This is a genomic window from Caballeronia sp. HLA56, from assembly GCF_054655155.1.
The window spans coordinates 340,085-354,907 of record NZ_BAAHOB010000004.1; the positions used below are offsets into that span (position 1 = coordinate 340,085).

14 protein-coding genes and 1 pseudogene are annotated in these 14,823 nt (G+C 58.9%); 9 read left to right on the plus strand and 6 right to left on the minus strand.

Features of this window, described 5'->3' with window-relative positions; translation table 11 throughout:
• Positions 1-205 precede the first annotated feature (205 nt).
• The 4 genes and pseudogenes from ACYQ47_RS17675 (at position 206) to paoC (ending at position 5,361) form a co-directional block, all read left to right on the plus strand.
• The gene (locus ACYQ47_RS17675; protein WP_459906222.1) at positions 206-1,396 is read left to right on the plus strand and encodes a multidrug effflux MFS transporter; all 1,191 of its coding nucleotides are present in this window, start codon (positions 206-208) and stop codon (positions 1,394-1,396) included.
• A gap of 154 nt (positions 1,397-1,550) precedes the next feature.
• Complete coding sequence (gene paoA, locus ACYQ47_RS17680) at positions 1,551-2,201, plus strand: aldehyde dehydrogenase iron-sulfur subunit PaoA (RefSeq protein ID WP_459906223.1); 651 nt, start codon at positions 1,551-1,553, stop codon at positions 2,199-2,201.
• A complete protein-coding gene (locus tag ACYQ47_RS17685) occupies positions 2,198-3,148 on the plus strand; it encodes an FAD binding domain-containing protein (RefSeq protein ID WP_459906224.1) in 951 nt (316 codons plus the stop codon). Before paoA ends, ACYQ47_RS17685 begins: the two co-directional genes overlap by 4 nt.
• A gap of 2 nt (positions 3,149-3,150) precedes the next feature.
• Positions 3,151-5,361 (plus strand): annotated as a pseudogene (gene paoC, locus ACYQ47_RS17690) (aldehyde oxidoreductase molybdenum-binding subunit PaoC).
• Positions 5,362-6,144: 783 nt separating this feature from the next.
• Here the strand turns inward: paoC and ACYQ47_RS17695 are convergent.
• The 3 genes from ACYQ47_RS17695 to ACYQ47_RS17705 all read right to left on the minus strand — a co-directional run bounded on the left by ACYQ47_RS17695 (position 6,145) and on the right by ACYQ47_RS17705 (position 8,288).
• The gene (locus ACYQ47_RS17695) at positions 6,145-6,819 is read right to left on the minus strand and encodes a phage integrase family protein (protein WP_459906225.1); all 675 of its coding nucleotides are present in this window, start codon (positions 6,817-6,819) and stop codon (positions 6,145-6,147) included.
• Positions 6,812-7,330 (minus strand): hypothetical protein, encoded by a 519-nt coding sequence (locus ACYQ47_RS17700; RefSeq protein ID WP_459906226.1) that lies wholly within the window; start codon positions 7,328-7,330, stop codon positions 6,812-6,814. The genes ACYQ47_RS17695 and ACYQ47_RS17700 overlap by 8 nt, the downstream gene beginning before the upstream one ends.
• Positions 7,331-7,898: 568 nt before the next feature.
• On the minus strand, positions 7,899-8,288 hold the full coding sequence (locus ACYQ47_RS17705) for a response regulator (protein ID WP_459906227.1): 390 nt from the start codon (positions 8,286-8,288) through the stop codon (positions 7,899-7,901).
• A gap of 288 nt (positions 8,289-8,576) precedes the next feature.
• Here ACYQ47_RS17705 and ACYQ47_RS17710 point away from each other — a divergent pair, with 288 nt between their 5' ends.
• On the plus strand, positions 8,577-9,083 hold the full coding sequence (locus ACYQ47_RS17710) for a hypothetical protein (protein WP_459906228.1): 507 nt from the start codon (positions 8,577-8,579) through the stop codon (positions 9,081-9,083).
• An 88-nt stretch (positions 9,084-9,171) separates the two neighbouring features.
• On the opposite strand, the gene ACYQ47_RS17715 is transcribed toward ACYQ47_RS17710, so the two are convergent.
• Together ACYQ47_RS17715 and ACYQ47_RS17720 are read right to left on the minus strand one after the other, a co-directional pair.
• Entirely contained in the window at positions 9,172-9,870 is a 699-nt protein-coding gene (locus tag ACYQ47_RS17715) for a phage integrase family protein (RefSeq protein WP_459906229.1), read from the minus strand.
• 615 nt (positions 9,871-10,485) lie between these two features.
• On the minus strand, positions 10,486-11,022 hold the full coding sequence (locus tag ACYQ47_RS17720) for a helix-turn-helix domain-containing protein (RefSeq protein ID WP_459906230.1): 537 nt from the start codon (positions 11,020-11,022) through the stop codon (positions 10,486-10,488).
• A gap of 105 nt (positions 11,023-11,127) precedes the next feature.
• Here ACYQ47_RS17720 and ACYQ47_RS17725 point away from each other — a divergent pair, with 105 nt between their 5' ends.
• The 4 genes from ACYQ47_RS17725 to ACYQ47_RS17740 all read left to right on the plus strand — a co-directional run bounded on the left by ACYQ47_RS17725 (position 11,128) and on the right by ACYQ47_RS17740 (position 14,138).
• The gene (locus tag ACYQ47_RS17725; protein ID WP_459906231.1) at positions 11,128-11,823 is read left to right on the plus strand and encodes a B3/B4 domain-containing protein; all 696 of its coding nucleotides are present in this window, start codon (positions 11,128-11,130) and stop codon (positions 11,821-11,823) included.
• Positions 11,824-11,837: 14 nt separating this feature from the next.
• Positions 11,838-12,458 carry a LysE family translocator gene (locus ACYQ47_RS17730; protein ID WP_459906232.1) on the plus strand — a complete coding sequence of 207 codons (621 nt, stop codon included), beginning with the start codon at positions 11,838-11,840 and terminating at the stop codon, positions 12,456-12,458.
• 49 nt (positions 12,459-12,507) lie between these two features.
• On the plus strand, positions 12,508-13,146 hold the full coding sequence (locus tag ACYQ47_RS17735) for an FMN-binding negative transcriptional regulator (protein WP_459906233.1): 639 nt from the start codon (positions 12,508-12,510) through the stop codon (positions 13,144-13,146).
• A gap of 257 nt (positions 13,147-13,403) precedes the next feature.
• Entirely contained in the window at positions 13,404-14,138 is a 735-nt protein-coding gene (locus ACYQ47_RS17740; RefSeq protein WP_459906234.1) for an MFS transporter, read from the plus strand.
• Here ACYQ47_RS17740 and ACYQ47_RS17745 read toward each other — a convergent pair.
• Positions 14,128-14,817: an MFS transporter gene (locus ACYQ47_RS17745; RefSeq protein ID WP_459906235.1), complete on the minus strand. Its 690-nt coding sequence runs from the start codon at positions 14,815-14,817 to the stop codon at positions 14,128-14,130. The genes ACYQ47_RS17740 and ACYQ47_RS17745 overlap by 11 nt on opposite strands.
• Between the last annotated feature and the right edge of the window lie 6 nt (positions 14,818-14,823).

Consider the following 14,823-nt stretch of genomic DNA (forward strand, 5'->3'; position numbering starts at 1 on the left):
ACTAGGCCTTGCAATCATACGCGGATTGTTGAGTTTTAAATGGTGGTCTATCTTTAGTGATTTGCGGAATCGAACGGCGCGCCTAAATCGCATGACCGAACTGACAGATTCATCCACGAATACCAATCACACCGTCGAGGCACCGTCACCGCCTGTCGCGTCTGTTGAACAATCTGGGACGGTTGCAGACGCAAGGACTCACAGTATGCGCACATTGGCCATTCTTAGTTTGCTGATGGCTTTCGCTTCGATTTCCACGGACCTGTATCTCCCTGCGTTACCCGGCATGGCAGAGACGCTTCATGCCGACGCAGGGACGCTCGAATACACCATCTCCGGATATCTCGTTGGCTTCAGTCTGGGCCAACTGCTGTGGGACCCTATCGGCGACCGGTTCGGCCGTAAATTGCCTATTTCTGCGGGCCTCGTGCTGTTCGTGCTGGGGTCGGCAGGCTGCGCATTGTCCAATGACGCGCACACGATGATTGTGTGGCGTGCCGTGCAGGCTGTCGGCGCGTGCGCTAGTGTCGTCCTTGCGCGCGCCATTGTCCGCGACCTCTACACCGGCGTTCGTTCAGCGCAGATGATGTCCACGCTGATAACAGTAATGGCCATTGCGCCTCTGATCGGACCAAGCGTCGGAAGCATTATCCTGCATCTTGCGTCATGGCGAGTCATCTTTTGGACGCTCGTCGGCGTCGGGCTTTTCACGATGTTGGCCCTGACACTTTTGCCTGAAACATTACAGCCGGCGCGGCGAAATCAAGAGCCGCTGAAGCACGCGTTCATCGCTTACGGAAATTTGCTCCGAAGCAGGCCACTGTTGGCGTACGCCGGGGCAGGCGGCTTTTTCTACGGTGGCATATACGCCTACATAGCCGGAACGCCATTCGCCTTTATTGCGTACCATCATGTTTCACCGCAAGGGTACGGACTGCTGTTCGCAGCAGGCATCGTCGGGATTATGTTGACCAATCAGTTGAACGCGCGATACGTTCGACACTGGGGAGGCGACAATATCATGCGTGCGGGAGCGGTCGCTGCCGCCCTCTCCGGCGTAGCTGTCGCGATTACCTCTTTGACCGATTTCGGTGGCGTCGCCGGCCTCGTCATACCGCTTTTTGTGTTTGTCTCGTTGAACGGTTTTATCGTTGCCAATTCGATTGCCGGTGCCATGGGCATCTTCTCAACAAGGACAGGCGCAGTATCGGCCCTTATCGGCGCTATTCAGTACGGAACCGGAATTGCCGGCTCCGCCGTCGTGGGCGCGCTTTCAAACGGAAGCCCTTTTCCAATGGGATTGGTCATTGCTCTCATGGGAATCGGCAGCGCCGTGTCCGCACTTGGCCTGAAGAAGCTATCACGCGGCAGCAAACATCCTTGCGCATTAGATTGAAAAAAGCGTTCTTCAAGCACGGCATTTTTTAAGCGCGCACTGGGCGCAGACAGGCTCTTTGACACGCTATCAAGACGAACACTTCGCGGACGCCGGCAAGACTTCAGACGTCACGCGGCTATCCCCTCCCATTGCGACATTAAGGAGCAAGCGTATGGATGACAGTACACCCACCCTATCAAGGCGAAACTTTCTCGTCAGTGGCGCTGCCGCGGCCGCCGCGGTAAGCGTGAGACCTGACCGTGCGCTTGCGGCAACCACCACGACGTCTTCCGCGACCGAGCGAAGCGAAATGACCACCCACGTGACGCTTAACGTCAATGGGCAAAGTCATACGCTGCAGCTTGACACTCGCACGACGCTGCTGGATGCGATTCGGGAACACATTCACTTGACGGGCACGAAGAAAGGCTGCGACCACGGTCAATGCGGCGCTTGTACGGTTCTCGTGAACGGTCGCCGCATCAATTCCTGTCTTACGCTCGCCGTGATGCATCAAAGTGACAAGGTCACCACTATTGAGGGTCTTGGCACACCCGACCATCTGCATCCGTTGCAAGCCGCTTTCGTTAAACACGATGGCTATCAATGCGGGTACTGTACGCCGGGGCAAATCTGCTCCTCAGTTGGCATGCTTGATGAAGTAAAACGCGGGGTGCCGAGCCATGTGAGTAAGAGCCTGGTCGAGAAGCCGCTACTGAGTGTCGACGAACTTCGCGAGCGCATGAGCGGCAACATCTGTCGCTGCGGCGCCTATTCCAATATCGTCGAGGCCATCACTGAAGTTGCGGGAGGTGAAGCATGAAGCCGTTCACCTACGAGCGAGCTAATACACCCGCCGAAGCCGCGGCGGCTGCTAGCCGGCGCCCGGACACCAAGTTCATTGCTGGTGGCACGAATCTGTTGGACCTGATGAAGCTGCAAATAGAAACGCCGCAGCATCTCGTCGACGTCAACGGCCTCAATCTCGACCGAATCGAGGCTACGCCCGAAGGTGGACTCCGTGTAGGCGCACTTGTCCGAAACACGGACCTCGCAGCAGACATGAGAGTGCGACGCGATTATGGCGTGCTGTCGCGTGCGCTACTGGCAGGCGCGTCCGGACAGCTTCGCAATAAAGCGACGACTGCTGGCAATTTGCTTCAGCGCACTCGATGCCCCTCCTTCTACGACACCAATCAGCCATGCAACAAGCGTCGTCCGGGCTCTGGCTGTAGCGCAATAGGCGGCGCATCGCGTTCGCTGGGCGTGATCGGCACCAGTGACGCTTGTATTGCGACCCATCCGAGCGACATGGCCGTTGCCATGCGAGTGCTGGACGCGACCGTCGAGACGGTGAACTCGCAGAATCAGCGCCGCCGCATTCCCATCGCGGACTTACATCGCCTACCCGGAGAGACGCCTCAACTTGAGACGGCGTTGCAGCCGGGTGAGCTCATAAGTTCCGTCACATTGCCGGCTCCTGTCGGTGGCGTTCACGTCTATCACAAGGTGCGAGACCGGGCCTCATACGCGTTCGCGCTCGTGTCTGTGGCCGCAATCGTGCAACGCGATGGAACGGGACGCGTGGCGTTCGGTGGCGTGGCACCGAAGCCCTGGCGTGCGGAAGCTGCGGAAACATCGCTTCCGCAGGGGGCGCAGGCGGTCGTTTCAAAGGCCTTCGCCGATGCGCGACCGACTCCCGACAACAACTTCAAGTTGAAGCTCGCCGAGCGAACGTTGAGTGCAGTCTTGATGGAAGCGAGGGCATAAAGATGAAATTTTCTGAACCCGCCAAGACCAACCCCATCGATCAACTCAAAGTGGTCGGTCGACCGACCGACCGCGTGGACGGTCCGTTGAAAACAACGGGGACCGCCACTTACGCCTATGAGCACCATAAGGGTTTTCCTTCACCGGCATATGGCTTCGTCGTTGGCTCCGCGATCGCGAAAGGAAGCATCGCGTCGATGGACCTCAAGGCGGCGAGCGCTTCGCAAGGGGTGTTGACCATCGTGACTGCGGCCAACGCCGGCAGGCTCGGGAAGGGTAAATTCAACACGGCAAAACTGCTCGGTGGACCGGACATCCAGCATTACCATCAAGCGGTAGCAATCGTTGTAGCAGAGAGCTTCGAACAAGCTCGAGCAGCTGCTTCCTTGGTGCGCATCGAATACATACCGTCTTCGGGCACGTACGACCTCGCCCAAGCAAAGGACGGCGCAGGGCTCGCCCGTCCGACCAGCTTTGGCGGGCCGTCCCAGACGACGGTTGGGGACTTCGCAGGTGCCTTCGATAGCGCGCCCGTCAAGCTCGACGCCACGTACACGACACCGGACCAGGCGCACGCGATGATGGAGCCTCATGCGTCCATCGCCTGGTGGCAAGGCGACTCAGTCAACATCTGGACTTCCAACCAGATGATTAACTGGGGCGCGGGTGACATCGCAACAACGCTCGGCGTGAGTCGCGACAAAGTTCGACTGATGTCACCTTATGTGGGTGGTGGTTTTGGTGGCAAGCTCTTCGTTCGGTCCGACGCCGTGCTTGCGGCGCTCGGTTCGAAGGCCGTCGGACGTCCTGTAAAAGTGGCGTTGACCCGGCCCCTCATGTTCAACAATACGACTCATCGTCCAGCGACAATTCAGCGCGTTCGGCTTGGCGCAGGCACTGACGGTCGGTTGACGGCCATTGCGCACGAAGGCTAGTCCGGCAATCTGATGGGCGGAGGTCCTGAAACTGCAGTCAATCAGACGCGGCTTCTGTACGCAGGAGCGAACCGACTCACCGCTACACGACTGGCCCTACTCGACTTGCCCGAAGGGAATGCGATGCGCGCACCCGGCGAAGCACCGGGTCTGATGGCGCTCGAAATCGCGATGGACGAGATGGCCGAAAAGCTCAATCTTGATCCGGTCGAATTTCGTGTGCGTAACGATACGCAAGTTGACCCGGAAAAGCCTGACCGTCCTTTCTCGCAGCGACAGCTTATTGAATGCATGAAGGTTGGCTCGGAGCGCTTTGGCTGGGCGCACCGCAACGCACAACCGGCAAGTGTTCGTGAAGGTCGTTGGCTCATCGGTATGGGCATGGCAGCAGCGTTTCGAAACAACCAGCTCACAAAGTCCGGTGCACGCATCCGTCTCGACCGCACGGGTCACCTCACGGTCGAAACCGATATGACCGATATTGGCACGGGTACCTATACCATCCTCGCCCAGACAGCTGCAGAGATGATGGGTGTCTCCATTGACGACGTGACGGTGCGATTGGGTGATTCGTCATTTCCAGCATCGGCGGGCTCGGGTGGCCAGTGGGGTGCCAACAATTCAACCTCCGGCCTGTATGCAGCTTGCCTGAAGTTGCGCGAGATGGTGACGAGCCGTCTGGGAATACTAGACTCAGATGCAACATTCGCTGGTGGACACGTACTCGCCGATGGTCACGCTGTCTCGCTGGGAGAGGCAGCAGCGAAGGAAGAGCTCGTTGCGGAGGACTTCATCGAATACGGAGACTTAGACAAGAAGTACCAGCAATCGACATTTGGCGCGCATTTCGTCGAAGTCGCCGTAGACTCTGCAACGGGTGAGATTCGCGTTCGACGCATGCTTGCGGTGTGCGCAGCAGGCCGAATTCTCAATCCGAAGACGGCTCGAAGCCAGGTCATTGGCGCCATGACGATGGGTGTAGGCGGTGCCCTGATGGAAGACTTGGTTGTCGATAAGCGACGTGGCTTCTTCGCCAATCACGACCTCGCGGGCTACGAAGTCCCGGTACATGCCGATATTCCGCACCAAGAAGTCATTTTTCTTGATGAGGTCGATCCCATCTCTTCCCCAATGAAGGCTAAAGGCGTAGGTGAATTGGGTCTCTGCGGCGTAGCAGCGGCGGTCGCGAACGCTGTCTATAACGCGACCGGCGTGCGCGTCCGAGATTATCCCGTCACACTTGATAAGCTTCTCGATGGGCTTCCGGCGGTCGCCTGAAGCGCGGTAAGGAGGGTACCGGCTCAAGTTGTATGGTGCGGCAGAAAAAAACCCGCCGCGAGCGGCGGGTCAACCGATGGGCGCGTTATTTCCTAACGCATCATCACCATATGACCGTCATGACGGGGGCGTTCAAGCGATACGGCGAAACGCTGTTTTTCAATTAGCAGAGCGTGGCATTTTCACAGACAGCGTCTCGAGGATGAGAGATATGCATCAATGCATCACCCTTGCGAGCAAGGAGTCTATCAAGCGCATCGCGGGTCTGACTAGCAAAGTTTCGGCCGGCCGTTCGCCAGATCTACTCGGGAACTGCCCCTTGAACGCCTATTGCCGACTTAGCTAGAGCCGGTGCCCAAGGCTCGGAAGATGCTTCGACCTCTACAGATTCCGGATCGAAACCTTGTTCGCTTACCGCTTGCTTGACAATTTCAGGGTTGGCACATCCGCTGATACCGCCGATAACATCTCCATTGACGATCAGATGCCCAGACCATTGTCCGCTTGGGGCACGAAATATCTTTAGTTAGGAACTTCATCGGGCGTGGGTATCGAGTTGACGAGCTTAGGAGAAAATTTGCCGGCAGAGCAAAAGTAAAAACTACTTTGTTAGGCTAACGAATATTTAGCATATCATATGGCATGAAAGGTAGCGATTTAGAAAGGCGCGCACTGCATCCAGATCGGGGCTCGCCTGGATATAGCAGAAGGCGGTCGAGCGGTTTTCGCCCTCGGCGCCCGAAAGAGCGTGTGGTACGGCTAACCGTTCGAGCGGCGCGAGTACTAGGCGGCTCGCGGTCTGATTTTTCTCTTGGTCCAAAGCGAGAGCCGGCGCCACCTCAATGAGTTCAGCCGCCACCAACGGAACGCCAAGCTGCTCGGCCGAATCAACATCGGCCTCGTGGTCAGTTGCAGCGCCGCCTGCTGACGCCGCAGCCAACTGACGATCGCGCGGGCGCGACCCGGACCGATGCGCGGGATCGACCGCCACCAGCTGCCGCCGCGTCGATTGCAGAAGGCGACTAGCTCGGCCAGCGTGGTGATGCCCTCGCCTTTTAAACGCCGGGCGATGCGCGGACGCAACCACGCCCCAATGGCGTGATCCGGATGTGGAGGCAGCGCCGCCAGTTGCGCTGCTTCCGTGACCATCCGGAAGGTCACCGCCGTGAGCTTGGCGTGCCCGTGTTGACGGACAGACGCGCGCAGATGCTCGGCCAGCGCGGTCGAACCGTGTGCAAGCGCGAGCGTCACCAGCGTATCGAGCATGGTGTTGAGATGCCGCTCCATCGCGCCAGGGGTCGCAGCATGCGGATCGTCGTCGGGATCGTAGTAGGTCCAGGCGATGACAGCCGGCGCGATACGCTGGACGTACGCACGCAGTGCGGTGAAGTCCTTGGCGGTATAGCCCCGCTCAAAAGTGAGCTTTTCCGGGGCGCGGGGCTTCGAAGCATCAAGCATCGCGCTCCGCCTCATCGTCGCCCTCGCCCGCGCTAGGCGCGCGCGGTAAATCGCGAAACATCGGCGGCACGAGCGTCGGCAGACCGAGTCGCGTTAATTCCGCATGGGCCTGCCCCATAAATACGTCTGGCCACGTCCCGCAGAGGATTTCAAAGGCAACGCGAAGGTCTTGCTGTTGCCTGGCAAGCCATTGGTCACTGGGTGCCTCGCCCCACAGGACCCGCTGCACAAGTGCCACGGCGCCGCACTCTGCAATCATGTCGAGCACCGGGAGGTACCGTTGATCGTCCACTATTGTGCGGCCATAGATCTGAGCGAGAGACGTGAAGACCGCCAGTTCGATCCGAGTCGGCTTGACGGGTAGCGACACGGGCCGTCCTTCCACCAGATGACCCATCGCATGCGCGCGACGAAACCAGGTAATGGCGTAATCGAGCGCGAGCACGACGCGGGCGACCTCAGCGTCAGAAAACGGCCCGCGATCGTCATCAGTCGCAAAGTCTTTTGCCACGGGCCTCTACCCTCTCAGGTAAGTGGGAAATGCCGAATTCTACCCCTCAAACGCCATCCCGATAATGCGACGTTATCAGGCTTTATAAGACAATAGCGTATCTAAATAATTGCGTTACTTGGAGATGTTTCGGCTAAAGGAAACACGCGCAGTGCGGGGACAAATGGCTGTCAGTGTGCTGTTGGAAAGCGCTAGGCCGCTGCACAGCATTACGACGCAAAGGGGACGTAGCGTCGTCCAGGAGTTCTTGCCTGACAGGTCAGTGACGGAGGATCCGGGCGTGCTCCACCCTGGCGCGCATTTCAGCGAATGCACCCATTACTGCGCTTTGACTTGGCGCAGCCTCGACGGCCGCGCCTAACGTAGAAAGTGTCCTGCCTCCGTTTCATTCAACAGCCAGACCTTGTTGGTCTGGCTCTCGCTCTGGCTGACCGACATCAGGCACGTCCGATGGATTGTTTGGTGCCGGAGCGTCTGGCGTAAGCGGTTGACTGTCGGGAATGGTTGGATCGGACATTATGTACCTCCGTTGTAAAGCCACTTGGATTTTCGGGTTAGCCGGAAAAAATTATGTGCTCACCGGATCCGCATTTTTGGAAAGGCCTAGAGCCACGCGCCGTTCCTCAAGTGCTCTTTCCAACGGACCGTATGTAAGAGGTTTGCGCATATACCCGTCGAATGCAGGAAAGTCGTTGTCGTTCAAGTCAACCCTTCCCGTCACCGCGATCATGACGGCCTCTTGCGACGCACCCGTCATGCGAAGCCCTTCGCAGACTTCGCGGCCATCGCCATCCGGTAAGTCGACGTCGGCCAGGATGATGTCGAAGGACCGAGATTGAGCAAGAGTTCGCCCTGATTCGCAATCGTGGGCGATAGCGACTTGATGCCCCATCTTTGTGATGAGGTCCGCCAAGCTTTGCGCGAGGTCGGAGTCGTCGTCGAGGACCAGGACTTCCATGGCAGTACTCCATTCGAAAAGAGGCCACGAGGGTGAGCATGTCGGTGCAAGGTTGATGCCAACAATGAGCGCTGCTGCTTTCCCCATAGGCGAGTTTTGTGCACGCAGTGCGGCGACTGTTTGCTATATGAGTTCGATCCAAACGGATGGCGAAATTTTCACTGCCTACAAGCAGAGCCGGCCAATCGTCTCGATGTGTTCGCGGCGTCGTCACGGCTTGCGTCTCGTCTTGGGCAAAGTAAGCACCATCGCTGATAAACTCTTACCAATGAGCCTCAAGCGCACGCAATGGAATTCGAACAGCTCGCCGCGCTCAAGTTGGAACTTAATCCAACGCGCAAAGGACCCAAGGGCGGATTCACACCCAACGTCAATGGCATCAGTCGGAGGACGGGATATCAAGCAAGGACTCAAGCCGCCGCCAACGTCCCGTCATGCAGCCGAGCGCGCAGTCACCACGCTTCAGCGAAATTTCCCGCGTGCTTTTCCGCGAAATCCCGCACCCAAGGTTCCGCTCTTAGCAATCCCGCCTTGTTGAGCGCGCCGCTTAAAAAATCATTTTCCAGAGAAAGCTGGCCGATCTGCAGTGTTGGTTTCCGGAATCCAGAGTGGCGCGATCAGCGGCCCGTGCGCCTGACCATCAAAATTGCGATCGCGGTCGGCCCAATGAGCGCGCAGCGCATCAAGCGTGGCGCTGCTCACCGGCACGGTGCGTTGCTTGCGCCGCTTCCCGACGATCGTCAGGGTCCAGACGGTTCGCGCACGCGCGCTAGACGCCTTACCCGATTGTTGTAGCGCGGACGTCGACAATTCGCTTCTGAGGTCAGAAGGCCGAAGGTCTTCACGCCTCGCCCGAGCGGCTTCTACTCGACGTAACCCCGAGTCACCCATCAAAAGAATGGCCGCCCGTGCGGCCCGCCATTGAGGCGCCGCCTCTTGCTCCACACGCGCCCGCGCCTGCCTGTCGTCCGACAGCCCCGGGCGCAAAGGGGCGCCAGCGGCCGCTCGTGCGCGGACGCTTCGGTCCCGTAAAGCTCGCGATCGGCGCTCGAAAAAAATCCTTGTACGCCTCGCAGTCTTCGACGAGCAGTGAGGACAGCGGCTTTTGTCGAACCACCACGCTCCACAAAATCAGCCGTTCAAGCTCCCGCGTATAGGCGCGCAGGGTCACCGGCCGATCGCGATACCGGTGCAGGTAAGCGTGCACGGCGGCCAGGTCGTGCTCGGCGCGAATGAAGGCGAAGCTGCGCGCGCGGTTGATGCCCCGGCGAAGACCGTGGCCGTCCGAAAACTCAGCCGATATGGCGAGCTGCTCGAAGGGCGCCAGACACGGCACCGCCGGATCGACGCCCACCACGATGGCGACCGGCTCGCCCGCCGCGCGAAAGGTGACGTCGAGTGGCCTCGCATCGACGTCGTCGGCGACGCGTGCGCCGAGGCTTCGCTCATGGCGACGCAGCCATGCCACCAGCGTCGCGGCGCGCAGCGGTCCAATGCGCGGCACGGATCGCCACCACCTGCCGCCGCGCGCGTTGCAATACTCGACCAGGGCGCCCAGCGTGGTGATCCCCTCCCCGATCAATCGTCGCGCGATCAGCGGCTGGAACTGTTGAGGTCCATTAATTCAGCTACTGGGTGCGCTTTAACGCTAACGGGGAAGTGCCAACAAGTCGTTGATTCCATGAGCATTACTGTGGCTCTTGAGCTTGTTCAATGCTGGTCGAGGCGCAACGTTCTAGGCTTGCACCTCACCGAACCGCCGTGTATTAGTGCTGACGACGATGCGTATTAACGGCAGGGATGGTCATCACGGTCGAGCCAGGTATGGAATACACACTCGGAAAATGATTGTGCATGAGGAAAACATCGCACTCACCGCTGACGGCTCTGATTTGTGACCGCCAGTGCGTATGTGGCTGCGGGGCGGCGCGGGAAAACGGGTCCGTACGCATAGGTACTGACGGCATCGCCCCGATCGGGGCGTCTGAAGTAGGCAAGCGGCGAATGGCCGAATTAACCCCGGACAAACGCGAATGTCGGCTCCGCATTGACCGAACATCTTGCCGTTGAGCGACGCATCACAACCGCTTAACGCCGCTTCAAATATTGCAGTTAAGGGCTGATTAGCGGAAGAGGTCTGGGCGTCGGTACGAAGTTCCGCCCTTGAGCCCGGACCAGTTCCAGCTCGCGGGTCCCTTCAATGGGGCTCCGACACGGTCATCGTGAATATTAGCTTTGACTTACCCACGTTCGAATATTGATGAGCCGTGTCGGTCTTAGCGACCGCAGAGCAGCCGGCAGCAATGAGAAATTCCGTCTCGTTCACCACAATTTTCAGTTGGCCTTGCTCGACGTGCAGCAGCTCGCTCGTCCCATCGGGATGACCCGTGGACTCAAAAGTTTCGCCTGGCTGCATTTCCCAGCGCCACAGTTCGACCATGGTCGGCCCGCTCGTGCCGGCCAACAATCGTGCTGAGCCGCCCTTACCTCCTGTCCACAATGTTGGGATATCTTGCTTTTGAATGAGATGAACCGCAGGTGAACTGGTCACGTTCACGATGTCCGCGACTGAGACGCCAAGCGCCGCTGCTATCTTGCAAAGAATTGCAATGCTCGGATTGGCAGCACAGTTCTCGATCTCCACAAGCATGCCTTTGCTGACACCTGAACGCCGCGATAGCGCGTCCAGCGTCAGCCTTTGTTGCTTCCGGTATTCCCTGAGACGCGTTGCCACTGCCTCGCTCACAGTCTGAACGCTGGCGCCTGACGTGGTCGATATGTTGACTTTACTAGTCATTGGTCGATATGATGATCTAAATTAGTCACCGCGTGATTTTCCATGCTCACCGTTTTCCCGTCAATCAGCCCCCACGTCGCATTGCTCGCTCCGGGCTTTCGCGCCTTGAGTATCAGCGTCAATGCATCGCGCATGTTGCGCCCGGACTTCGGCAAACAATCTCTCGGCGGGGCCTGCCAGGCGGTCGCATCGGACGTTCCCGTTTGGGCCGATGCGCATCTTTCTGCGTGGGCCGATGTCTTTAGAAAGTTCGGCGCTAAACCGCAGCGAACCGCGTGCTCGGCAGAAGCATTGCGCACGCGCGTCTTAAAGTCAGGAGGGCTGCCAAGTATCGATCCGGTCGTCGACTTGTACAACGCGATCAGTTTGCGATTCGCCGTGCCCGTTGGCGGTGAAAATTTCGATGCCTATGTCGGAATGCCACAACTCGTAATTTCGGATGGTACGGAGGCATTCGACACGGTCAAACACGGCGTGCCGGCCGTCGAGGTCCCAGAGTCCGGCGAAGTTGTTTGGCGCGACGACGTCGGTGTCACGTGTCGTCGTTGGAACTGGCGACAAGGTGTGAGGACCAGGCTTACCGCCGATGCAAAGCAAATGTGGTTTGTTGTGGAAAGTTTGCCAGAGATGCCGGTCGCTGCGCTTCATGAAGCGGGCGACGCGCTCGTTTCTGGCCTGCGTTCTTTGATGCCCGAAGCTGCTGTCAACACTCGGCTGATCGGTGCGAATACCTTGTGACAACGACTCTCGACATGCTCCCCTCCACCTCCTTTCTCGCTGCCGCGGTCCTGTTGGCGATCATTCCAGGTCCAGGCCTCGCCTACGTCGTTGCACGTACGGTCTCCGGAGGCAAAGCCGCAGGGATCGCTTCCACCATCGGTGCGGCTCTCGGTGGCATGGTCCATGTTTTTGCCGCCGCACTTGGGCTTTCAATGCTCATTGCTCAATCGGCCATGGCTTATGCGGTTGTCAAATACGTCGGCGCGGCCTATCTCATTTTTCTTGGCGTGCGCACACTCATGTCGAAAACGCGGGCGGTTAGCCAGTCGGTGCAAGTGCAGTCAAGCATTTCTAGAGCATTCAGAGACGGGATTATCGTCGAGGCGCTCAATGTAAAAACCGCCATGTTTTTCCTGGCCTTCATTCCTCAATTCCTGTCCACGGACCGTGCACTGACGCCTCAATTTATCGTGCTCGGAACGACGTGTATTGTCTTGAACAGTGCCGCAGATGTCGTCGCGGTCTTCGCCGCGCATCGCGTTGTCGCCTCAGGTACCGCTGGGGCTGCCAGACAGCGGCTGATGACCCGACTATCGGGCGCAACGATGCTCATGCTCGGTGTTGTCGTCGCAATCACAAACCGAGAAGGCTAGCCCTCGTCCATCATTCGCTCTTCTCTGTGTCCACGTCACGAGATTTTTCATGTACATACCTGATCACTTCAACGAAACCAATACCGAAGTCTTGCAGCAGCTCGTGCTTCAGCATCCGTTCGGAGCGCTTGTCACAAGCGGAAAGAGTGGACTCGACGCAAATCACATCCCGTTTGAGTTGATCACGGATCAAGGGCAATTTGGGACATTGTTGGCTCACGTCGCTCGGGCGAATGCGGTATGGCAGGACGTGACCGACAATGACGAGGTGATGGTCATCTTTAACGCTGGGGACGCCTACATCTCGCCGACCTGGTATCCGAGTAAGCATGAGCACCATAAACAGGTGCCTACGTGGAACTACATTGTCGTCCATGCGTACGGCCGAATCCAGATCCGCGACAACAAGAAATTTGTGCGTGGTGTCGTCGCACGGCTTACCCGAACGCACGAAGCGCAGGAACCAAAACCTTGGAAGATGGGCGATGCTCCAGTCGATTATGTGGAGCAACAGCTCGATGCGATCGTGGGACTCGAGATCGAAGTTACGCGATGGGTCGGCAAACGCAAACTTGGACAGCATAAAGATGCCCGAGACATTCGAGGCCCCGCTGGAATGCTTAATTCCCGCGGCAACCAACAAATCGGTGACGCAATGCTTGGCTGTGCAGCGAAGAAGGAAGAGTAACGCTGGTGATGCGGTGGCGCACTCGTAAGGACCTTATCGGCCGTGACCTAAAACTCAGCTGACCGACGTGAGCTTCGCCCCAATCCAGAGCTGAAGCTCATTGGTTTTATAAATGCGAAGCACGCCCCTCAAGAGGTCGGAACATAGAAAGACTGAACACCGGAAAACCGCAGAGGATCGTGGTCGTCCGATGTTTTAGGCTATGCGGATCCACGTGTTGGCGGCAACGTAGTTTCTGCTCCTCCTTTGTCGGCCGCTTGCACGACCCTCGCCGGAGTCGCGACATAGCTCGGAGCCGCAGCTGGTTCCCTCGAATCCCGCAGAGCATCGATCTCGCGCACTGGCTCGGCGACACGGATCGCGCATTCATCAGGCGCGATCTCGCCGATGAGCAGGCGTCGTACGCCAAGCCCGATAGCGATCCATGGTGGACCCTCTTCAGCGAACCGGCCGTGTGGCTGCTCACGCTCGGCTTCGGGTTCAACACGATCTTGCTGTATGGCACGACTCTGTGGCTGCCCTCGGTGATGAAGTCGTACGGGCAACTGAGCGAAACGGCGATCGGCTTTCTCGCCCGTGCGCCGTTCGTGATGTCGATGCTCGGCACCTACTACATCAGCCGCCGCTCGGATCGTCACGGACAGGAACGCCGCTGGCACGCCGCCGTGCCGACCATGCTCACCGGCCTGCTCATGATCGCCGCCGCGTGCGTGCCCGCCCCGCTCTTCTGGCTTCAGATCGCGCTGTTCATCGCGCTCGGCTTCACGCTCAAGTTGTTGATGCCGCTCGTCTTCGCGCGGTTGACCGAAATCTTGCCGATGCGCAAGGCGATGCCCGCGGTCGCTTTCGTGAGCGGCGTCGGCAATCTGATCGGTCAGTTTCTCGGACCACTGATGGTCGGTTATGTGCGCACGATGCCGGCAAGCCCGATGGTCGCGCTCAACGCCATGCCCACGACGATGCAGGCCTTGCGCGCGAAGTTCAGGCCGTAGCGGCTGGCGGCGATCCTGTCGGAATCCAGCCGCCGAGCCACGAACCCATGAGGCCCGCAAGTCCCGGCAAGATGCCGTAGATGCCGAGCTGCAGCAGCGAAAAGCCGCGCTCCTTGACCAGATAGGTCGGATACCAGGTGATGAAGAAATAGATCACGTAGCCCTGACAGGCGAAGCCCAGCGACGTCGCCGACACGACTCTCGACGTGAAGAGTTTGCGCCATTTGATGCGCACCGCGGGCTTCTTCACCGCAGGCACGTCCTGCTCCACGTGCTTGACTTCGGCTTCGTTGACGAAGCGGCTTTGCGATGGAAACTCGCTCGCCACGAGAAGCCACACGGCGACCCAGACGAGCCCGACCACGCCTGTCACGAGAAACGACGCCTTCCATCCGTACGCGGTGATGATCGCCGTGCAGACGGGCAATGCGATCAGCGTGCCGCCGCGCGCGCCACAATCGTAGATGCCGGAAGCAAGGCCGCGTTCGGTCGGCGGAAACCAGCGTTCGACGAACTTCGTGGCGGCGGGGAACGCGCCTGCTTCCCCGACACCGAGCAACACACGCAGGCCGAGAAGCGATGCCCCGCCGCGTGCGAGGCCCGTCGCCATCGTGAAAACGGACCACCAGACGACAGCCGCGGCGAATCCGGCTTTCGCGCCGAGCCGGTCCACGAGCATGTCGGC

Coding starts and splice junctions, on each gene's coding strand:
- paoA (WP_459906223.1), top strand. CDS start 1,551: ATGGATGACAGTACACCCACCCTATCAAGGCGAAACTTTCTCGTCAGT.
- ACYQ47_RS17695 (WP_459906225.1), bottom strand. CDS start 6,819: ATGCTTGATGCTTCGAAGCCCCGCGCCCCGGAAAAGCTCACTTTTGAG.
- ACYQ47_RS17675 (WP_459906222.1), top strand. CDS start 206: ATGCGCACATTGGCCATTCTTAGTTTGCTGATGGCTTTCGCTTCGATT.
- ACYQ47_RS17725 (WP_459906231.1), top strand. CDS start 11,128: ATGCTCACCGTTTTCCCGTCAATCAGCCCCCACGTCGCATTGCTCGCT.
- ACYQ47_RS17735 (WP_459906233.1), top strand. CDS start 12,508: ATGTACATACCTGATCACTTCAACGAAACCAATACCGAAGTCTTGCAG.
- ACYQ47_RS17685 (WP_459906224.1), top strand. CDS start 2,198: ATGAAGCCGTTCACCTACGAGCGAGCTAATACACCCGCCGAAGCCGCG.
- ACYQ47_RS17710 (WP_459906228.1), top strand. CDS start 8,577: ATGGAATTCGAACAGCTCGCCGCGCTCAAGTTGGAACTTAATCCAACG.
- ACYQ47_RS17705 (WP_459906227.1), bottom strand. CDS start 8,288: ATGGAAGTCCTGGTCCTCGACGACGACTCCGACCTCGCGCAAAGCTTG.
- ACYQ47_RS17745 (WP_459906235.1), bottom strand. CDS start 14,817: ATGCTCGTGGACCGGCTCGGCGCGAAAGCCGGATTCGCCGCGGCTGTC.
- ACYQ47_RS17730 (WP_459906232.1), top strand. CDS start 11,838: ATGCTCCCCTCCACCTCCTTTCTCGCTGCCGCGGTCCTGTTGGCGATC.